The organism is Mucilaginibacter inviolabilis (genome assembly GCF_011089895.1).
Taxonomy (GTDB): Bacteria; Bacteroidota; Bacteroidia; order Sphingobacteriales; family Sphingobacteriaceae; genus Mucilaginibacter; species Mucilaginibacter inviolabilis.
The window spans coordinates 3,109,704-3,130,789 of the sequence record NZ_JAANAT010000001.1; the positions used below are offsets into that span (position 1 = coordinate 3,109,704).

The 21,086-nt window shown below is 41.0% G+C and carries 21 protein-coding genes; 11 read left to right on the forward strand and 10 right to left on the reverse strand.

The features are described from left to right. Positions 1-60 precede the first annotated feature (60 nt). Positions 61-498, forward strand: a complete 438-nt coding sequence (locus G7092_RS12685) for a hypothetical protein (protein WP_166089825.1) — start codon at positions 61-63, stop codon at positions 496-498. Positions 499-578: 80 nt separating this feature from the next. On the opposite strand, the gene bshB1 is transcribed toward G7092_RS12685, so the two are convergent. From bshB1 to G7092_RS12700, 3 genes are read right to left on the reverse strand one after another with little or no spacing between them, the layout of a single operon-like run. Further along, on the reverse strand, positions 579-1,301 hold the full coding sequence (gene bshB1 / locus G7092_RS12690) for a bacillithiol biosynthesis deacetylase BshB1 (RefSeq protein WP_166089827.1): 723 nt from the start codon (positions 1,299-1,301) through the stop codon (positions 579-581). A gap of 14 nt (positions 1,302-1,315) precedes the next feature. Further along, a complete protein-coding gene (locus G7092_RS12695; protein ID WP_166089829.1) occupies positions 1,316-1,816 on the reverse strand; it encodes a glutathione peroxidase in 501 nt (166 codons plus the stop codon). 2 nt (positions 1,817-1,818) lie between these two features. Further along, positions 1,819-2,436 (reverse strand): DUF4294 domain-containing protein, encoded by a 618-nt coding sequence (locus G7092_RS12700; protein ID WP_166089831.1) that lies wholly within the window; start codon positions 2,434-2,436, stop codon positions 1,819-1,821. A 108-nt stretch (positions 2,437-2,544) separates the two neighbouring features. Here G7092_RS12700 and G7092_RS12705 point away from each other — a divergent pair, with 108 nt between their 5' ends. From G7092_RS12705 to G7092_RS12720, 4 genes are all read left to right on the forward strand, one after another. Continuing rightward, positions 2,545-4,767 (forward strand): RelA/SpoT family protein, encoded by a 2,223-nt coding sequence (locus tag G7092_RS12705; protein ID WP_166089833.1) that lies wholly within the window; start codon positions 2,545-2,547, stop codon positions 4,765-4,767. Between the two features lie 171 nt (positions 4,768-4,938). Continuing rightward, a complete protein-coding gene (locus G7092_RS12710) occupies positions 4,939-5,406 on the forward strand; it encodes a Fur family transcriptional regulator (protein WP_166089835.1) in 468 nt (155 codons plus the stop codon). A 38-nt stretch (positions 5,407-5,444) separates the two neighbouring features. Beyond that, positions 5,445-6,722: an adenylosuccinate synthase gene (locus tag G7092_RS12715; RefSeq protein WP_166089837.1), complete on the forward strand. Its 1,278-nt coding sequence runs from the start codon at positions 5,445-5,447 to the stop codon at positions 6,720-6,722. A 168-nt stretch (positions 6,723-6,890) separates the two neighbouring features. Continuing rightward, complete coding sequence (locus G7092_RS12720; protein WP_317169993.1) at positions 6,891-8,159, forward strand: anthranilate synthase component I family protein; 1,269 nt, start codon at positions 6,891-6,893, stop codon at positions 8,157-8,159. A gap of 120 nt (positions 8,160-8,279) precedes the next feature. Here G7092_RS12720 and G7092_RS12725 read toward each other — a convergent pair whose 3' ends face one another. The 3 genes from G7092_RS12725 to plsY form a co-directional block, all read right to left on the reverse strand. Next, positions 8,280-9,020 carry a YqjF family protein gene (locus tag G7092_RS12725; RefSeq protein WP_166089839.1) on the reverse strand — a complete coding sequence of 247 codons (741 nt, stop codon included), beginning with the start codon at positions 9,018-9,020 and terminating at the stop codon, positions 8,280-8,282. Positions 9,021-9,107: 87 nt separating this feature from the next. After that, positions 9,108-9,908 carry a M48 family metallopeptidase gene (locus tag G7092_RS12730; protein ID WP_166089841.1) on the reverse strand — a complete coding sequence of 267 codons (801 nt, stop codon included), beginning with the start codon at positions 9,906-9,908 and terminating at the stop codon, positions 9,108-9,110. 5 nt (positions 9,909-9,913) lie between these two features. Beyond that, positions 9,914-10,561, reverse strand: a complete 648-nt coding sequence (gene plsY, locus G7092_RS12735) for a glycerol-3-phosphate 1-O-acyltransferase PlsY (RefSeq protein WP_076374174.1) — start codon at positions 10,559-10,561, stop codon at positions 9,914-9,916. 350 nt (positions 10,562-10,911) lie between these two features. Between plsY and G7092_RS12740 the strand changes: the two genes are divergently transcribed. Further along, positions 10,912-11,124: a hypothetical protein gene (locus G7092_RS12740; RefSeq protein WP_166089844.1), complete on the forward strand. Its 213-nt coding sequence runs from the start codon at positions 10,912-10,914 to the stop codon at positions 11,122-11,124. A gap of 161 nt (positions 11,125-11,285) precedes the next feature. On the opposite strand, the gene nadC is transcribed toward G7092_RS12740, so the two are convergent. Together nadC and G7092_RS12750 are read right to left on the reverse strand one after the other, a co-directional pair. Further along, the gene (gene nadC, locus G7092_RS12745; protein WP_166089846.1) at positions 11,286-12,128 is read right to left on the reverse strand and encodes a carboxylating nicotinate-nucleotide diphosphorylase; all 843 of its coding nucleotides are present in this window, start codon (positions 12,126-12,128) and stop codon (positions 11,286-11,288) included. Between the two features lie 144 nt (positions 12,129-12,272). Next, positions 12,273-12,668 (reverse strand): DUF4783 domain-containing protein, encoded by a 396-nt coding sequence (locus G7092_RS12750; RefSeq protein ID WP_166089849.1) that lies wholly within the window; start codon positions 12,666-12,668, stop codon positions 12,273-12,275. A 188-nt stretch (positions 12,669-12,856) separates the two neighbouring features. Here G7092_RS12750 and gpmI point away from each other — a divergent pair, with 188 nt between their 5' ends. Beyond that, complete coding sequence (gene gpmI, locus G7092_RS12755) at positions 12,857-14,380, forward strand: 2,3-bisphosphoglycerate-independent phosphoglycerate mutase (RefSeq protein ID WP_166089852.1); 1,524 nt, start codon at positions 12,857-12,859, stop codon at positions 14,378-14,380. Continuing rightward, on the forward strand, positions 14,367-14,927 hold the full coding sequence (locus G7092_RS12760; protein ID WP_166089854.1) for a hypothetical protein: 561 nt from the start codon (positions 14,367-14,369) through the stop codon (positions 14,925-14,927). Before gpmI ends, G7092_RS12760 begins: the two co-directional genes overlap by 14 nt. Before the next feature lie 86 nt (positions 14,928-15,013). Here G7092_RS12760 and G7092_RS12765 read toward each other — a convergent pair whose 3' ends face one another. Next, on the reverse strand, positions 15,014-15,655 hold the full coding sequence (locus G7092_RS12765) for a tetratricopeptide repeat protein (protein ID WP_166089856.1): 642 nt from the start codon (positions 15,653-15,655) through the stop codon (positions 15,014-15,016). 369 nt (positions 15,656-16,024) lie between these two features. Between G7092_RS12765 and lon the strand changes: the two genes are divergently transcribed. Both lon and G7092_RS12775 read left to right on the forward strand, forming a co-directional pair. Then, on the forward strand, positions 16,025-18,499 hold the full coding sequence (lon, locus tag G7092_RS12770; protein WP_166089858.1) for an endopeptidase La: 2,475 nt from the start codon (positions 16,025-16,027) through the stop codon (positions 18,497-18,499). A gap of 121 nt (positions 18,500-18,620) precedes the next feature. Then, entirely contained in the window at positions 18,621-19,571 is a 951-nt protein-coding gene (locus G7092_RS12775; RefSeq protein ID WP_166089861.1) for a lipid A deacylase LpxR family protein, read from the forward strand. A gap of 239 nt (positions 19,572-19,810) precedes the next feature. Here G7092_RS12775 and arfB read toward each other — a convergent pair whose 3' ends face one another. After that, positions 19,811-20,218: an alternative ribosome rescue aminoacyl-tRNA hydrolase ArfB gene (gene arfB / locus G7092_RS12780; RefSeq protein ID WP_166089863.1), complete on the reverse strand. Its 408-nt coding sequence runs from the start codon at positions 20,216-20,218 to the stop codon at positions 19,811-19,813. A gap of 156 nt (positions 20,219-20,374) precedes the next feature. Here arfB and cmk point away from each other — a divergent pair, with 156 nt between their 5' ends. Further along, complete coding sequence (gene cmk / locus G7092_RS12785) at positions 20,375-21,049, forward strand: (d)CMP kinase (RefSeq protein WP_166089865.1); 675 nt, start codon at positions 20,375-20,377, stop codon at positions 21,047-21,049. The last annotated feature ends 37 nt before the right edge of the window (positions 21,050-21,086 follow it).

Consider the following 21,086-nt stretch of genomic DNA (forward strand, 5'->3'; position numbering starts at 1 on the left):
ATTTCCGTTACTTTTGTAATATCCCCCTATTAAAAGACTACGGATCAATCTTTTTACGTCATGAGCAAACACATAGAGAAATTAAAAAAACAACTTGTTGAAGTAGCGGAAGTTGTTAATTCATTCCAATCAGAATCTGTACAGGTTCGGATTATCGATCGGTTATTAGATGTAATGATTGAATCTGATAGAGTGGATACCGACGGAGCTGAACTATTCCTGAAAAAAGGGCGCAGAATACGTTCAGATGATGAAAATTTTGGTATACCAGGCCGTAAAAAGCCAGGTGCTACTAAAATACTTAATCAGTTATTGGGTACGGACTTTTTCGATATCTCACGTTCCATATCAGCCATCGCGACCTATTGTAAAGATCAGTTTGATTCTGATTTCAAAACATCAGAACTATCGGGCATCTTGTTAAAACTGGCTAACGAAAACAAACTGAGAAGAGAAAGAAGCAATGAGAACAATCGCTTCGAATACATAAAAGCCTAATAATTAAACTACTTACATATTATTATTAAGCCGCAGTGTTATATAACCTGCGGCTTATTTATTATAGATTAATAAAGATATTATTTTAACGAAAATAAATTATCCACCCCTAAAATTTTTCTACTTGTAAAACCTTCCGCATACTTAACCGAAATGCTTTTCCCAAACTCCATAGCGCGGGCTGCAACAACGTTAATAAACTCTGGTGAAGATATATAGGTCTGTGGTTCACCCTCCCACTCAGGGTTATAGAATTGCGATCCGAAAGCATGGATGCTTTCAATCTTTTTATCCCAATACTCAGTCACATCAATTAAAATATCGGGCTTTATATAGTTATCCTGTATAAAATGTAAAACAAGATCAGGGCGCCAGGCATCCTGCAAAGCGCCATCTGCAGAGGTTTCGATTTTTCGTAAGCCCGATAAAAAGGCCGAGGTTTCTACCAACTCACCGGCTCGCTTATGATCAGGGTGCCTGTCATGATAGGCATTGGTTATTACAATAGAAGGCTGATATTTACGTATAGCAGCAATTATCTCTAGCTGATACTCTCTGGTATTTTCAAAAAAACCATCGGGTAAACCCAGGTTTTCCCTGATAGTTAATCCTAATATTTTTGCCGAAGCCGCTGCTTCCTGATCACGGATCTCAGCCGAACCACGGGTACCTAGTTCACCACGGGTAAGGTCAATAATACCTACCTTTTTACCCTGGGCAATATGTTTTAAAATAGTACCGGAACATCCAAGTTCGGCATCATCGGGATGAACCGATAAAACTAATATATCTAATTTAAGCATAAATATGTGTTGAATTATAAAGCCGCCTGTAAAAGGCGTTCGATCTTTTTCCTGATCTTTGAAGATGTAGGTTTGGTAAAGGGATAATAGAAATCTGTTACATGACCGGTACGGTCAATCAGGAATTTATGAAAGTTCCATCTTGGGACAGATTTCAGGTTACCGTTATCTTTTTTATTAGCAAAAAACTGGTATAGGGGATGCGCGTAAGGCCCCCGCACCCTTATCTTTTCAAATACAGGGTAATTGGCGCCCACATTTTCACAAAAAGTGGCAATTTCTGCCCCTTCTAAAGGCTCTTGTCCGCCAAAGTCATTTGAGGGAAAAGCAAGTATTTCAAAATCGGTATCTTTAAACTGATTTTTAAGACTCACCAGATCTTTAAGCTGAGGGGTAAAACCGCATTGAGAAGCGGTATTAACTACTAAAAGGACTTTATTTTTATAGACCGAAAGGCTAATCTCTTCTCCGTTCAATGTCTGTACATCAAACTTGTAGATACTATTGTTATCCATTATTAATTGTTAGTGGAATTATATCCGGCCTGTTTCAATATGGCCTCGATATCTTTCTGCTCTTCAGGGTCGTAGGTTTCCTTTAAATTGTGGCCAAATATGCTGGCCACTGATTGAAACATAAAGGCCTTAAAACCACCCTTAAGCTCTTTAACCATGGTATAGCTGGTAGTTCCGGTTTCCCGGTCAATCAGCTTAATCAATACCTCACCCTGACTAATTGTCAGATTTTTTATTTCCTTGTTAAACAATGCTTTTATTTCATTTTCACAGGCGGCTACCAACTCTTTCTGTTTGTGCTTATCGCCTGTAAGTGCCAGGTCGCGTTGTAACTGGCGGTAACGCTGCCCTGCAAAACGTGCGTAGGGCAACACTTTGAACACATTATATCTTAACCGGTTATAAGCCATACGGTCGGCATCACTGGCAAATATACGTGTATCAACAATTTTCACCTCGGGAGTAACTATCCAGGGCACCAATTCGCCGTCAAGATCGGTCATAGCCGTTTTGATGGTATCATTTTTGCCTAAAGTTACAGGTGCTGGTTTATCTGTCTGGGCCTGTACCGAGCCCATGATGCTAAAACAAAACAGAAACAGAAAACCAATAAATTTCATAATTTTACTTAAAACAAAATTAAAGCAATTTTTCGTGGTATTTCCATATAATGTGTAATAATAATTTATAATTACAAGTTTATCAACAAATACCATTAATATCAGCATATGAAAGAGTTAGTGATTGACCTGGAAGCGGAAAAAAATGAGATATTAAAAAGATATCGGGCTTTGCTGCGCGCCTGTAAATCAACCCTGCAAAAGGGCGATAAGCGCATGATCCGTAAAGCATTTGATATGGCCCTGGAAAGCCATAAAGACATGCGCCGTAAAAGCGGCGAACCCTATATATATCACCCTATTGCCGTGGCGCAGATAGCGGCCGAAGAAATAGGCCTGGGTACTACTTCTATTGTGTGTGCCCTGTTGCATGATGTGGTTGAAGATACCAACATGACGCTGGACGATATTGAGATGGAGTTTGGCAAAAAGGTAGCCAAGATCATTGACGGCCTTACCAAAATATCGGGCGTATTTGATACCAACAGCTCGTTACAGGCCGAGAATTTCCGTAAGATGCTGCTTACCCTGGCCGATGATGTACGGGTAATATTGATCAAACTTGCCGATCGGCTGCATAACATGCGCACCATGGAGTTTATGCCCCGCGATAAGCAGCTTAAACTATCTTCAGAAACCGTTTACCTGTACGCTCCGCTGGCACATAGGTTGGGTTTATACACCATAAAATCCGAGCTGGAAGATCTGTCCATGAAATACATGGAGCGGGAAACTTACCAGTTTTTAAAAGTTAAGCTGAACGAAAAAAAGGCTGAACGTGAAAAGTTCATTCGTGATTTTATTGAGCCTATTAAAAAAGTATTACTTGGACAAGGTCTTGAGGCAGATATTTTCGGACGTCCAAAATCTATACATTCCATCTGGAATAAGATGAAAAAGAAATCGATACCTTTTGAAGAGGTATATGATCTTTTTGCCATCAGGGTAATTCTGGATAGTACCCCTGAAAATGAAAAAGCCGACTGCTGGAAGGCCTATTCCATAGTTACCGATCTTTATCGCCCTAATCCCGATAGGTTACGCGACTGGATATCATCGCCTAAAGCCAACGGTTACGAATCACTGCATACCACCGTAATGGGCCCACGTGGCCAGTGGGTTGAAGTACAAATTCGTACCAAACGGATGAATGAGATTGCCGAAAAGGGTTTTGCCGCACACTGGAAGTATAAAGAATCAACCACCGACAGCGGTCTTGATCAATGGGTGCAAAAGGTTAGAGACATGCTTAAAAACCCAGATTCCAACGCGCTCGATTTCCTGGATGATTTTAAAATGAACCTCTTTAGTGACGAGATCTTCATTTTTACGCCAAAGGGAGCGTTGATACAATTACCCTTAAATGCCACCGCGCTTGATTTTGCTTTCGAGATACATACCGATGTTGGTGCCAGCTGTATCGGCGCCAAAGTAAATCACAAACTGGTACCGTTGAGCTATAAACTGCAAAATGGCGACCAGGTAGAGATCATTACTTCGGGCAAACAAACACCTAAGGAAGATTGGCTTAATTTTGTGGTTACCGCGAAAGCCAAGGCCAAAATAAAATCGGCATTAAAGGAAGAAAAACGGAAAATTGCCGAAGATGGTAAAGAGATATTGGAGCGCAAGCTAAAATCGCTCAAGATTACCTACAACTCCGAAAACATACATAAGCTGAGTTACTTTTTTAAGCTCCAAACAACCCAGGACCTGTTTTACAATATTGCTAAAGGCATTATTGATATGAAGGATCTGAAAGATTACCAGGCTTCAGAAAAAGTAATTGAAAATAAACCACAGGATAAAATTGAGCAGGAACAGGTTCACAGCCTGTTACGCAACATCAAGGCCAAGGATAGCGATATATTGCTGATTGGTGAGGATATGCAAAAAATTGACTATAAACTAGCCAATTGCTGCAACCCTATCCCCGGTGACGATGTATTTGGTTTTGTTACGGTAAGCGATGGTATTAAAATTCACCGCACCAATTGCCCAAATGCGGCCAAACTAATGGCCAACTATGGTTACCGGATTGTAAAGGCCCGCTGGACAAATCAGCAGGAACTGGCATTTTTAACCGGCTTACGAATTACCGGTATTGATGATGTTGGTTTGATCAATAAACTTACTACCGTAATATCGCAGGATTTTAAGGTAAATATCCGCTCCATTACGGTTGATAGTGATAATGGCATTTTCGAAGGCTCGCTCATGGTATATGTAAATGATACCGAGCATTTAGATAACCTGATCAAAAACCTGAAATTGGTTAAAGGGATTACCGCCGTTAATCGCTTCGATTCGGCTATTGAAAAAGCTTCTTAATCATAGAGTCAAGAATCAAGAGATAAGAATCAAGTTGCTTAAATGCAAAACAAGATTCTTGTCTCTTAATTCTCATTTCTTGGCTTTCACCCTTGTTTCTTGACCCACATCTTTTGATTCTATTCATTTACTTATAAATTATTAATAACTTTGGCTCTTTAATAGACAATTATGCCTCAACAGGATACAATAGCGCTGGTTAAAAAAATTTTCGAGGCTTATCTTGAAAACAAAAACCTGCGTAAAACGCCCGAGCGTTTTGCTATACTTGAAGAAATTTATTCTCGTACCGATCATTTTGATGTGGAGTCGTTATACATCCACATGAAAAATAAAAAATACCGTGTAAGCCGTGCTACCGTATATAACACACTGGAGCTACTGGTATCGTGCGATCTGGTGACCAAGCATCAGTTTGGTAAAAACATGGCCCAGTTTGAAAAGTCATACGGCTATAAGCAGCACGATCACATCATTTGTATTGACTGCGGTAAGGTGGTTGAATTTTGCGACCCGCGCATACAGCAGATACAAAGCATGATGGGCGACATCCTGAAATTCGACATCAAACACCACTCCCTTAATCTTTATGGCAATTGCACCAAATTAAGAGACGGTAATTGTGATAGAAAAGCATAACTTTGCCCCCCTTAATATCATACTCTGAATTTACATAAATGGCTGTTGACGTATTATTAGGCCTCCAATGGGGCGATGAAGGTAAAGGAAAAATTGTTGATGTGCTTAGTGCAGGTTACGACCTGATAGCACGTTTCCAGGGCGGCCCCAATGCCGGGCATACTTTGGAATTTGACGGTAAAAAATTCGTTTTAAATACCATTCCCTCAGGTATATTTTTCGAGAATACCATGAACCTGATAGGTAATGGTGTGGTGATCGACCCGATCACCCTGAAAAAAGAATTAGAAAAACTGAAAGATGCCGGGCATGACCTATTAGCAAAAAAGAATTTGCTGATAGCCAAAAAGGCCCACCTCATATTACCAACACACCAATTGCTTGATGCCGCCAATGAGAAAAAAATGGGCGATGGCAAAATTGGTTCTACTTTAAAAGGTATCGGTCCAACTTATATGGATAAAACCGGCCGTAACGGTTTACGTATAGGTGATATCACGCTGCCAGATTTTAAAGAGCGCTACCAGAAACTGGTGGATAAGCATGTATCTATGCTTCAAGCATTATACGGAGAAGTTGCAGATTTTTCTGAGCGCGAAGCTGCATTTTTTGAAGCCCTTGATCTGCTGCGTCAGTTCCCGTTGGTTGATTCTGAGCATTTAGTTAACAACTACATCAAACAAGGTAAAAAAGTACTGGCCGAAGGTGCGCAGGGCGCTATGCTCGATATTGACTTTGGTTCATACCCTTTTGTTACTTCGTCAAATACAACCGCTGCCGGAGCTTGCACAGGCTTGGGTATAGCGCCACAACAAATTGGCGAAGTGATAGGTATTTTTAAAGCCTATTGCACACGTGTTGGCGGCGGCCCCTTCCCTACCGAACTGGAGAACGAAACAGGCGAAGAATTACGCCAGACAGGCCACGAATTTGGCGCGACCACCGGAAGGCCACGTCGCACCGGATGGATCGATCTGCCGGCTTTAAAATATGCTATCATGCTTAATGGCGTTACCCAATTGGTAATGACCAAAGCCGATGTGTTAAGCGGTTTTGATAAAATATATGCCTGTACCCATTACAACTATTTAGGCGAGAAAATTGATTACATGCCTTACGATATCTGTTCGGTTAACCCTGAACCAATTTTGAAAGAAATTGACGGCTGGAACGAAGATATAACCGGTATAACCGAACTTTCTGAGATCCCTGCCAAACTACAATCATATATTGATTATTTAGAGGCAGAACTGGGCGTTCCAGTAAAATACCTATCTGTAGGACCAGACAGAAAACAAACTCTGGTAATGCACTAATACCGGGACCTTGGAGTAAGGATTTTTGAAACAAGGAGCATGGATCTTTTGTCTTTATTCTTTATTCCACATATCTTTTATCGATCATCCGGAGTATAGGAAATTATTATATTATTTATAAAAGGCCGCATAATGCGGCCTTTTTAGTTTTGTTTTTATTTTTGTCCTGTGATTATAGCTGTTCAAGACCTTCCCCTTTTTAAACAAAAAGCCCTGCAATGGGCCTCATCATTTGATGCGGCATGTTACCTTGACTCTAACGGATTTAATGACCCTTATGGCAAATTTGATACTTTAATAGCTATCGGTGCAAAAAATGAGGTTATAGCACAGGTCGGGAGTTCTTTTGATCAGCTGGAAGCTTTCCGTCAAAATAACCCGGGATGGATAGCCGGATTTTTAGGCTATGATTTGAAGAATGAAACAGAACAGCTATCATCTGCCAATCCGGATGGTTTACAATTCCCGGATCTCTATTTTTTTGCCCCCCTACATCTTATTGTTATTAAGGATGGTAAAACGGAAATTATTAGTGATGAACCTGAACAGATTTTTGATCTTATCAGCCAACAAGAACTAATTATTCATAAAGAGCAGTTCGCTATTACATTAAAATCCCGCTTTAACAAACAGGAATATATAGATGCGGTAAAGGGTATACAGGAACATATTAACCGGGGAGATATCTATGTAACCAATTTTTGCCAGGAGTTTTTTGCTGAGCATGTACAGATAGATCCGTCGGGTATATTTACACAGCTCAATGAGGTTTCGCCAACCCCCTTCAGCACTTTTTTTAAATGGAGAGACAACTATATATTGGGTGCATCTCCCGAGCGTTTCCTGGCCAAACGAGGCAATAAACTGGTATCACAGCCTATAAAGGGCACCGCCAAAAGAGGTGCAGATCTGCAGGCCGATGAATTGATCAAACAAGAGCTCCGTAATCATCCTAAGGAGCTCCAGGAAAACGTAATGATAGTTGACCTTGTTCGGAACGACCTGACCAAGTCAGCCAAACAAGGCACCGTTAAAACGGAAGAACTATTTGGCATTCACAGTTTTCAGTACGTACATCAAATGATATCGACCGTAGTATGCGAGCTCGAAGAGGGGTTATCAGCCATACAAGCCATTAAAAACACTTTCCCCATGGGCAGCATGACTGGTGCCCCTAAGATCCGCGCCATGCAGCTGATGGAACAATATGAGCGCAGTAAGCGAGGTGTATATTCCGGAGCGATAGGTTACCTGAGCCCGGATAATGATTTTGATTTGAACGTGGTTATCCGTACCCTGTTATACAATTCAGCAAAACAATATCTATCATTCCACGCGGGCAGTGCAATAACTTATCATGCCGATCCGGAAAAAGAATATGAAGAATGCCTGCTCAAAGCACAGGCAGTTATGGAGGTTTTGGGAGGAAAGAAGTAAGAAAACATTCCGTCATTGCGAGGTACGAAGCAATCCCTATGCTATAAAGAGCGGATATGTATGATTTACGGCCTATGTGGAGATTGCTTCGTACCTCGCAATGACGCGTTTTCGATAATTTTATAAAGCTTCCTGTGTAATCACTATCTTATCACCCATTCTCACCTTAATATCAGATCCGGCAGCAAAAAATACCGATACAGGTTCTTTTTTCAGATAAGGCTCAAAGGCTTCACCATAAAGTGCGGCAACATCTGCTTCAAACACGTAGGCTTTAACCGCACCAGTTTGCCAGGAGATATGCTCCACCTGATATTCCATCGTGCTCAGATCGGATAGCTTATTATACCCCCAATAATGCTCCAGGATAAATTCTTCGGCGCTACCGGGTTCAATATTTACTAATTGGTTATTCGCTGTGGCACCAAGCTTGTTCCATTTACCTTTAAATTTCCATTCATACATAAATTCTGTATGTCCATCCTCGGTAAGAACAACTGAACTGCGCATGGGCATTGCGCTGTAATGTTCTTTATATAAATTATTGGCGATGAGCGCTATCATGCTTTTGGGTACTATCTCGCTTACAAAAACGGCACCTCGTTTCCATTCATTACCGTTAAAATATCTTACATAAAAGCGCAGGTTTACCTCTTCAAAATTGATATGTCCTGGCCATTTGATCCCCAACACACGGGTATTAGCAAATACAAAACCTACCATACTTACCAATGCTTTTCCCTGCCACAGGTCAAGTTCGGTACCCGGAGGTGTATAGGAGTCTAAAACCTGAGAATCAATCTCGTAATTCAGCATCACCAGGTTTTTCCACTGCGCTTTCAGAAACTGACGTTTGGGCATGGTGATTGGAAAGTTAAGTAGTGAACGCTAAATAAATACCCTGCAAATTAAAAATTTATTCTAATTCACTATTCACCGCTCGCCATCTTATTGCTTGTAATATTTCATAGCTTCGGGTATTCTGTTCTGGATATCCTGTATCCGGGTTGCATCGGCAGGGTGAGTACTTAAGAGTTCGGGCTGGGCTCCGCCTTTATTCTGCGCGGCCATACGTTGCCAAAATGCTACAGCCTGGTGTGGATCGTAACCAGCCATGGCCATAAAGGTAAGCCCCAGGCGGTCTGCTTCAGACTCTTGATTACGCGAATATTTTAATAACAGCAGATTACCACCAACACCATAAAGCTGATTGATAATACCCTGCGTAGCCGACGACTGCCCGCCTGTAGCTACACCGACCGCGCCACCTACGCCCTGCACAGCCATTTGCTGTGAAATACGCTCTGCCGAATGCCGGGCTATAGCATGACCAATCTCATGCCCCATAACCACAGCTAAATAAGCATCAGTATTGGCTACGGGCAACAAGCCACTGTATACGGCAACCTTACCGCCGGGCATACACCAGGCGTTTACTTCAGGGCTTTGTATCAGGTTAAATTCCCATTGAAAATTATATTGATTGGCATAACCATTCTGTTGCAGGTAACGCTCAATAGCCGCCGAAAGATTAGCACCAATTCTTTTTATCCGTTGCGCATCGGCACCGCTGGTAATTACTTTTGTTTTAGGATCTGTTAGTAATTGCTTATAGCTTGCTGCGGCCGATTGGTTTACGTCGGCATCACCTACCAGGCTTAGCTGCCGGCGGCCGGTTAATGGTACTGTTGAACAGGAATACAATGCAATGATCAATATCAGAGCAAATGCAGGTCTGAATTTTTTCATGATGATCAGGTAGTTTTCTTCTTTAAAAAATTAACTTTCGACTCGGTGCCTTTTAGTAAGCGTTCGATATTCTTTTGGTGCGTTACCAATATGAGCAAGCATATACACATACCATAAATAACTACCGATCGGATAGACGTAGGAAAAATAAACGAAACTCCGATAGGATATGTAAACGCTGCAGCTATAGAGCTAAGCGATACATAACGCGTAGTTAAAAGCACTATTACAAATACCAGAACACATAATAAAGCGGCATGCAAATGAATAGCCAAAATCATTCCAAATAGGGTAGCCACACCTTTTCCACCACGAAAACCTGCAAAAATCGGGAACAGGTGACCCATTACCGCAGCAATACCTAAAGCAAGCGCGTAATTGGTGTAAGCTATAGAATTAGACGGCCCGGTGGTTGATACACCGATAAAATAAGCCAGGTTGGTAGCCGTCCATCCTTTTAAAATATCCAGCAACATCACGGGTATACCGGCCTTTTTACCCAACACCCTGAAAGTATTAGTTGCCCCGGCATTTCCGCTGCCATACTCACGAACATCAATATCATAAAAAGCCAGCCCTATCCAAACGGCTGTAGGTATAGACCCGCAGAGATAAGCCAGAATGAGTGCTGAAACTGAATAAACGGTAATCATTTCCCTGCAATATTACGAAATTGATATGGTAACTAAAGCCGAAACTCTAAATACTCAGGTAAATCGCCTTTAAAAGTTTCAAGCTAACTAAATTTGGTTAAACATTACAACCTGTACGTATTTAGTGAGCATAAATACGCCCTCACAATTAGTAATAATACACACTTAATTTTAAAGCACCCTGGTCATACTTCATTAACCATCTGCAAATCGCCCGTACAGATATTATCCTCAATTGTGAATAATCAATAATTTGATTACTAAAAATTTGCAGCTAATTTTAAAAAGCCTAAGCCTTAATTGCATTTACCGAAAAAACATCATTAACCGAAAACCTTAAAACTAAAAAAATGGAAAAGAAAATGAGACTGGCAGGCCTTGAGGGCAAACTGAGCCGAATTGAAATGAGCAAAATTAATGGAGGAAATGTAGCAGCGGTTAGCTGTCAATGTACAGATAACCTGGGCCGTGTATGGTCTGTTCCAGCATCTGATTGTTTAACCTCTTGTTTTTCTGCCTGTGCGGCTTCATCGCCAGGCGGCAGGATGAAATCATGCCATTGAGGTATGCCAATGGTTTTTAAAAACTAAATCTGGATTTAGTCTGAGGTTGATAACATCATCAACCTCAGACTAAATATTATAAAATTGCTATGGCATGAAATATTAAATGCTAAACCTTAGGCATTAAATCTAAACGATAAAGCATTTCTTACTTCAGGAGCTTAAATAGCTTTAAGACTTAGATCGAGGCTTTTAATGGAGTGCGTTAGCGCGCCAACCGATATATAATCAACTCCACACTCTGCATAACCACGTATATTATCAATGGTTATACCACCGGATGCTTCGGTAATAAATCGACCCTGGATAACATCAACGGCTTGCTTCAGGTCGGCAAAGTTAAAGTTATCTAATAGTATACGGTTCACATGACCTGCTTGCAATACCTGATCAAGCTCATCCAGGTTACGTACTTCTATTTCGATAGCCAGTTTTTTGTTATGATCAATAAGATACTGATTGGCTCTTTCAATAGCCTGTCTTATACCCCCGGCATAATCAACATGATTATCTTTAATCAGTATCATATCATACAAGCCAAAACGATGGTTAACTCCTCCGCCAATTCGTACCGCCCATTTTTCAAGGTAACGCATGCCCGGAGTAGTTTTACGGGTATCCAAAACTTTGGTATGGGTATCCTTTAACAAATCAACTATCTGGCGTGTTTTGGTGGCAATGCCCGACATGCGCTGCATACAGTTCAGTACCAAACGCTCGGCCTTTAAAATACTTTGAGAATTGCCCTCCACCTCAAAAGCCACATCTTTCGGCTTTATAACGGCGCCATCATTCAAAAACACGTTTACTTTAAGATTGGCATCAACTACCTTAAAAATTTCCAATGCCAGTTCAACTCCGGCCAGTATTCCTTCGTCTTTTACCAGGAGTTTTGCTTTACCGGTGCTATCGGAAGGAATGGTTGATAAAGAAGTATGGTCGCCATCACCAACATCTTCTTTTAAAGCCTCAATTATAAAATGGTGTATTAGTTCCTTATCCAAGAGTATTAACTTTTAAAGCTCAAAAGTAACAACATTTTGCAGATTTTTTTGATGTCCACGGTCAATGGTCAATAGACCATAGTAAATAATAGTTTGTTTTCAGGATTTATCATGGACTATAGACCATCGACTATGAACTATAAATCACTTCACTTTTTCGTTTTCAATACGAAGTTCAATAATTGACATTTTCCCCCCGGCGTCCTTTAAGGTAAAGGCAACGCGGTATAACCCGGTATCGGTAGTTAAAATAAATACACCAAAACGATAATTGGCGCTTGAGTTTACTTTATGCAGTAATTTGATGTTTTTGGGTTTGTTTTTTGAGAAAAACTTATCCAGTATTAATGAAGCCTGCGTCTGCGAGTAAATATTCTCCTCCTCCATTAGCGTTACCTCTACGCTGGAGGCAAATAACTTGGCTAATTCTTTAGTATTACCTTGTTTTATAAGGTTAGCCACATCATCTATCGGATCGGCCGGGGTAAAGCCAGGCAAAAGAAATAGTATAATAAACGACGACAGACAAACCAGTTTCATATAATTAATTAATAAACAGAATTCTAAACAACACGGATTATTAATGGAATCAACGGGGTTATTGACTTTCAAATAAGATATAACTGTTTTTACACGTAATTATTATCAAACCGAGACATAGTATATTCCGCACATCGAAATTAAAAAAATAATCATATAAAGTACAGCGTTGCCTTTATATTTGCGATGTGGAAAATCAAAAAAAACTCGCATTAATTATTCTTGATGGCTGGGGTTATGGCCGTAACGACCAGTCGAACGCTATACTTGCCGCAAATACGCCTTTTGTTGATGGTTTATTGCAGCAATACCCAAATTCAAAACTGGAAGCATCCGGAACCGCCGTAGGCTTACCTGCCGGGCAAATGGGCAACTCAGAAGTGGGGCACATGAACCTGGGTGCCGGCCGTATAGTTTACCAGGAACTAGGGCGCATCCATAAAGCTGTTGACGATAACGAACTGCCAACCATACCGGTATTGAAAGATGCTTTTGAATATGCCAAACAAAACAATCGCGATGTGCACTTCATCGGTCTGGTATCTGATGGCGGGGTTCACTCCCACATCAGGCACGTAAAGGGTTTGTGCGATGCCGCAAAGCAACTGGAGGTTAAAAATGTATACATCCATGCTTTTTTGGATGGTCGTGATACGGATCCTAAATCAGGATTGGGCTTTGTTGCAGATCTGGAACAATATATAGAAGGATCTGATGCAAAAATTGCCTCAGCTATTGGCAGATATTACGCCATGGACCGTGATAACCGTTGGGAAAGAGTAAAACTGGCCTATGACCTCCTGGTTAATGGCGAGGGCGAAGCAACTCAGCACATTACTGACGCGATCAAAAAATCATACGACGAAGGTGTTACCGATGAATTTATAAAGCCGGTTGTTCGGGTTGATGCGGATGGCAAACCATTGGCCGTTATAAAAGATGGCGATGTGGTGATCTGCTTTAACTTCCGTACAGACAGAGGCCGCGAGATCAGCATAGCCTTAACGCAGAAATCGTTTCCTGAATATAATCTTCACCCGCTGGCTATCCGCTATATCACCATGACTCCATACGACGAGACGTTTAAGAACGTACAGGTGGTGTTTAACAAAGAAGATTTGACCAAAACTTTGGGTGAGATTTTGCAAAATGCCGGCAAAACACAGATCAGAATAGCCGAAACCGAGAAATACCCACACGTGACATTCTTCTTTTCGGGAGGCCGCGAAAAAGAATTTGATAATGAGAAACGCTTACTTGCACCATCGCCAAAAGTAGCTACTTATGATCTTCAGCCCGAAATGAATGCGGCAGGTATCCGTGATGCTATCATCCCCGAGTTGGAAAGCGGCTGGCCTGATTTTGTTTGTCTTAACTTCGCTAATACCGATATGGTTGGCCATACGGGTGTTTTCAGCGCCGTAGTTAAGGCTGCCGAAACCGCCGACGCCTGCACCAAAGCCGTGGTTGAAGCAGGACTGGCTAATGGTTATTCCTTCATTATCCTGGCCGATCATGGCAATGCCGATTATATGATCAATGAAGATGGTTCGCCCAATACGGCGCATACCACCAACCTGGTGCCTTGTATTATTATTGATAAAGACGTTAAACAAGTAAAGGATGGTAAACTGGGCGATGTTGCTCCCACCATCTTAAGTATACTAGGCGTAGCTATCCCTGCGGAAATGACCGGGAATGTATTGGTATAAATTAAAATTATCACCCATAACCGCTTTTTTAGGCGGTATCATGCTGATATCCGGCTTGCCATCATGCAGGCCGGATATCAAGCAAAGCGGTGCTGTATTAAAATATGTGGATATCAGCGGCTTTTTCAAAGCTGACACCGCAAAACTCACCAAACTAAATCCGCTGGTTAATAAAACCGTAACCCATAATGGTGTAACGGAAAATAAAACCCTGCATATTACCAATTGGGGACAGGAATTAAACCTGTTTATCCAATCAGATATTAACCGGCCAGCCTGGAAAAACAGCTACAAAATTCAAACTACTGACAGTTTAATAGTATACCAGGCCAAATACCCTGATCTGCGCACCACCCGCATCGTGATCAAAAAAGAAGGCAACAAAATAAAATGGGTGCTCATTTTTAATCATACCAAAAACCTCCTGTATGAAACCCGCGAAAAATTAAGTTATTTCCCCGATTCAGCCTACCTGATCGAAAAATGGCAGCACGTAAAATTAATGGGGCTCAACAATTACCGCATCGAGGGGATTTTGAAAAAATAGCATCAAGTATCAAGACACTAGCTTCATTATGATATCAGGAATTTAAAATCTTGATACTTGATACTAACTACTTGATACCAAAAAAATTAATGGCGGGCCACAGTTGCGCTGTTTACCTGTGATAGTTTATCTTTTGACTGATCGATCAGATTGGCGATATCCGTTCTTCCGGGGTTATCATTCAGTACTTTTTCAAGATCGGTTATACACGCTTTCAGAGAATTGATTCCTCTTGCCCGGTCATAAAAATGTGAGCTGTTTTGCAATTTGAACAATCCATAATCACGATAGGCAAGGCCTCTGTTTTGGTAGAATTTACTATCATTAGGATCACTGTTGATAGATATAGCTTTGGTAAGGTCAACAATGGCTCCTAGCAAGTACAATTCCTTATCTGCCGGAGATGTTTGATTATCCTTCCCAAGAAAGCTTTTTGCCCTGGCCCGGTAATAATAGGCAGAAGCATCTGCTGGTTTTATGGCAATAACACGGGTATAGGCAGCTATTGATTTTTTATAATTATCACTATGGTAATACGAGTATCCCAGCATCCAGAGCGCATTGGCATTGGTTGAATCTGTGATACAAGCCTTTTCCAGGTGTGATATAGCCGATCTGAAATCGCCATCCATCAGTGCCTGCTGGCCCATTTTTACATAGGCGCTTTGAGCCACAGCCGATTCAAGCGAGGATATAATCAGGAAAGATACGATGACCGATAACTTCATTAGCGATTAATAGTGAAACAGAAACGGTATAACATTAACTACCATTATATCGAATTATTATGCCAAAAAGCATTTTTCTTCAAAAAAAATGTCCTTTTAAAAAAATTCCAGAAGGCTATAGTATGACTTTTTTTCATATTTATCAATAAATTCTTATTTAATTAGTAAACTTATAAGTCATTTATATTAAACAAATAAGCAAACCATTACCCTGCCATATTGCTTGTTAAGCATTATTACCATAACTTGGCACAGCTCTTGAAACATAGGTAGCAACAAGTAATAACCGCAGTTTTACCTGTATTTAACGGCTTGATGATGATACAGGCTGACAACATGACGGTTTTATCTATATATAAAATATAATTAATGACTTTTGATCCATTCGATTTTAAAAATGCTCTACCGGTTATAAACGAAGATTCGGAGTTTTTTCCGCTAATGTCTACAGAAGACGAGGAAGAAATGAACAATGAGGAAATGCCGGAGGTATTATCTATACTGCCTTTGCGTAACACGGTTTTATTCCCGGGTGTAGTGATACCAATAACGGTAGGCAGAGACAAATCAATTAAACTAATACGCGATGCCAACAAAGGCAATCGTATGATTGGGGTAGTTGCGCAACAGGATGTGGGGATAGAAGACCCTAATTTTAACCAGTTAAATAAAATTGGCACCATTGCCCTTATTATAAAAATGCTGCAAATGCCCGATGGTAACACAACCGTTATTATTCAGGGTAAAAAGCGTTTTGTGTTAAAAGATGAGGTACAAAGCGAACCTTATATAAAAGCTACTGTTGAACCTTTTAAAGAAATAAAGGCTAAGGAAGATAAAGAGTTTAAAGCCATGGTATCGTCTATTAAAGACATGGCCATGAATATTATCCAATTGTCGCCCAACATCCCGAGCGAGGCTGGCATAGCTATCCGTAACATTGAAAGCACATCATTTTTGATCAATTTTATTTCATCAAACATGAATGCCGATATGGCGGCCAAACAACGCCTTCTGGAGGTTGCCAATCTGCGCGAAAGAGCCAATATGGTATTGGAACACCTCACGCTTGATTTGCAAATGCTGGAGCTTAAAAACCAGATCCAAACCAAGGTACGTGTTGATCTGGATAAACAGCAGCGTGATTATTTTTTAAATCAGCAACTAAAAACCATCCAGGAAGAACTAGGTGGTAATTCACCCGATCTGGAAATTGATGACCTGCGTCAGCGTGCCCTAAAAAAGAAGTGGGCCAAAGAAGTAAAAGATCATTTTGCCAAAGAATTGGAGAAGCTGGCCCGGACCAATCCGGCTGCGGCCGATTATTCGGTACAGATCAATTATTTGGAATTACTGCTCGACCTTCCCTGGAACGAGTTTACCAAAGATAATTTCGACCTTAAACGTGCCCAAAAGGTGTTGGATAAAGACCATTTTGGCCTGGACAAGGTAAAGCAGCGCATTATTGAATACCTGGCCGTGCTTAAATTAAAGCACGATATGAAAGCCCCTATCCTTTGTTTAGTGGGCCCTCCGGGAGTTGGTAAAACATCTTTAGGAAAATCAATAGCTAAAGCGCTTGGTCGTAAATATGTACGTATGGCTTTAGGCGGAATCCGTGATGAGGCCGAAATAAGGGGCCATCGCAAAACCTATATTGGTGCTATGCCGGGTCGTATTATACAATCGGTTAAAAAAGCAGGCGCGGCTAACCCGGTATTTATACTGGATGAAATTGATAAAGTAGGAAATGATTTTCGTGGAGATCCGTCATCGGCTCTATTGGAAGTACTTGATCCTGAACAGAACAGCACTTTTTATGACCATTATGTAGAGATGGATTTCGATCTGTCGAATGTGATGTTCATCGCCACAGCCAATTCATTAAGTACCATCCAACCCGCTCTTTTAGACAGGATGGAGATCATAGAAGTGAATGGCTATACCATTGAAGAAAAGATTGAGATTGCCAAACAACACCTGTTACCCAAACAGCGCGAAGCTCACGGCTTAAAATTAAAAGATGTAAGCTTGAAAACCGATGTATTGGAAAAACTCATTGTTGATTATACCCGCGAATCGGGTGTGCGCGCATTGGAAAAAAAGATAGGCTCTGTAGTTAGAGGTGTTGCCAAAAATATTGCCATGGAAGAGGAATACAATCCTGTGGTAAACAAAAAAGATATTGAGAAAATACTGGGCGCCCCTATTTATGATAAAGACCTTTATGAGGGTAACGATGTTGCCGGTGTAGTTACAGGCCTGGCCTGGACATCGGTTGGCGGCGATATCCTGTTTATTGAGGCCAGTTTAAGCCCGGGCAAAGGGCGTTTAACGCTAACCGGCAGCCTGGGAGATGTGATGAAGGAATCGGTTACTATCGCATTAGCTTATCTGCGTGCACATGCTGATTATTTCAACATCAATCCTAAATTGTTTGATCAATGGGATGTGCATGTGCATGTGCCCGCGGGTGCCACACCAAAGGATGGCCCTTCTGCTGGTATAACCATGCTTACTGCATTAGTTTCGGCATTTACACAACGTAAGGTAAAACCAAACCTGGCCATGACCGGCGAAATCACCCTTCGCGGCCGAGTATTGGCTGTAGGCGGTATCAAAGAAAAGATACTGGCGGCCAAACGTGCCAACATCAAGGAAATCATTCTATGTAAATCGAACCAGAAAGATATCCTGGAGATCAAGGAAGATTATATCAGGGATCTGAAATTCCATTACGTAGCAGATATGCGCGAAGTTATTGCCCTTGCCCTTTTGGATGAAAAGGTAAGTCATCCGATCGATCTTACCGTGAAGGAAGACGAAAAAGCGGTAGTTAATTAAGTATTGTCATTGAGTCATTAACGTCATTGAGTCACTTTGAAAAATTTAATGACCAGATGACGTTAATGATTCAATGACGTTACTTTTTTTCTATATTAGGCGTTGATATATTTAACACCTAATGTTCAATAAACTATTCCTCACACTGTTGTGCCTGTTTGGCACCATCAGTCTATTTGCGCAAACCCGTGGTCACGAAATTGCTATACAAACTGATAATGATGGGTATCTGGCCCAAGGCTCAGACAGGTATTATACCAATGGCATCTTCTTTTATTACCGTAAAGCTTTAAAAGCCGACGGTGATCTTCAGAATAAAGTTTTAGGTTTTGAGTTAGGGCAAAAAATGTACAATGCCCAATCAGGCTATGTACCTAATGCCTCGTATATCGACAGACCTTTCGCGGCCTACTCCTATATCGGTTCAACACTGAACTTATTGTATAAAAACGAAAGCACGCTTAAACTAAGCGCCCAGTTAGGTGTTGTTGGCCCGGCAGCGGGCGGCGAACCGATACAGAAATTCATCCACAATACTTTTGGGTTTTATGCTTTAAATGGCTGGCAATATCAAATTAAGAACAATGTGGAACTTAATTTAGGCGCCGAGTATAATAAACTACTGGCAAGGGCATCATGGGTTGATGTAAGCCTGACTTCGTATGCCAACCTGGGTAATGGGTTCACCGGCGCAGGTGTAGGTCCGTTAATTCGTTTGGGTAATTTTAACCAGCTTTTTAATTCGGTAAGTACACAAAGTACGGTATCTGCTACCGATCAGACCGGTCTGTTGCATGCCCATGAGATCTTCTTTTACTATAAGCCACAGATCAATGGCGTACTTTATGATGCCACTATACAAGGTCCTTTGTTCAATAAAAACCACGATCCAAACAGTCTGGAGGTTACATTAGATAAAAAGCCATTTATATTCAGCAATCAGGTGGGCGTGGCCTTTACTACCAGTCGTTTCACTTTTGATATAGCAGCCATTTTCCATACCAAAGACGTGGAAGAGATGTTAAGGTCGCATCAATGGGCCAGTATTACCGGCGCTTACAGATTTAAGTAATCTGTAAGAATCAGAATTTACAGAATTCAAGGATTAACAGAATGAAGACTAATTCTGTTAATTTATAAATCCTGAGAATTCTGATTCAGACAAAAATTCGACAAAATCATGGTTTACACTTTTTATCAATAAAATTTACCAACACGTTGATTATCAATAAATTAATTCGATATTAATCCTGAAAAGTGTAAACCATGTAAACCCACTTTTTAACAAAATTATTGTCGACTTTTCAAGGCTCAATCAAAATCAACTTTCCGGTTTTCCTTCCTGGCGGAGTGTTTCTTTTTGTCATCCAGACGGGCGGCTTTCGCGGCCTTACTTACTTTAGTTGGTTTGCGTACTTTGGGTTTCTGCAATGCCCGGGTAAGTAATACTATCAACCGTTCGATAGCTTTTTCTTTATTGAGATACTGGCTACGCTCTTCATCACAAATCACCTGTACAAAACCATCCTTGTTCAAACGGTTTTGTAGTTTATCTTTCAGCAGTAGTTTTTCCTCGTCGGTAAACAGTTCAGAGCTATCTACGCTAAACAAAAGCTCCACCTTGCTCGATACTTTATTTACATTTTGGCCACCCTTACCACCGCTACGCGAGGTTTTATAAGTAATTTCTTTTTGCAGCTCAGATTTAGTAAGGTTCATGCGGCAAAGGTAATTATTTAGGTTGATTGGGGGAATTGGTTGATTGATTGAATAAGTGGTTTCCAGAATATCCACCAATCAACTACTCAGTCAATGAACTTAATCAACCACCCACTCACTCAAACAATCACAATTATTTGTACTTTAGCTACGCTTATGAGTAAAAACATAGTAGTGGCAATTGATGGTTATTCATCATGTGGTAAAAGTACACTGGCCAAAGCTTTAGCTAAAAAACTTCATTTTATTTATGTGGATAGCGGCGCTATGTACCGCGCTGTTGCCTTATATTTTTTACGCAACAATATCGACGTAACCAACCATGATCAAATTGAGGAGGCGTTAGAAAACATCCACCTTAATTTTCACTCGCGCGATTATCAAACTCACATCACCCTAAATGGTGAAGAAGTATCAGATGAGATCCGCTTGATGCCGGTATCTGATAAGGTGAGCGAGGTATCTGCCATTCGCGAAGTGCGTAAAGAGATGGTTAAGCAGCAGCAGCGCATGGGTCATTCCAAAAACATCGTGATGGACGGCCGCGACATAGGTACTACGGTTTTCCCGGATGCCGATGTAAAAATATTCATGACAGCTGATCCTAAAGTGCGCGCAGAAAGACGCTACAACGAGATCAAAGATAAAAACCCGGAAATTACATTAGAAGAGATATTTGAGAACATAGCCCACCGCGATTACCAGGACACCACCCGCGAGGAAAGCCCGCTTGTAAGGGCCGAGGACGCCATTATATTGGACAATACCAACCTGACACCACAACAGCAGTTAGACTTTGCCCTGGACAAGGTAAAACCGCTTATTCTTTAATAAGGGTAGAGAGGTGAAAGACCAAAGGTAAAAGGAG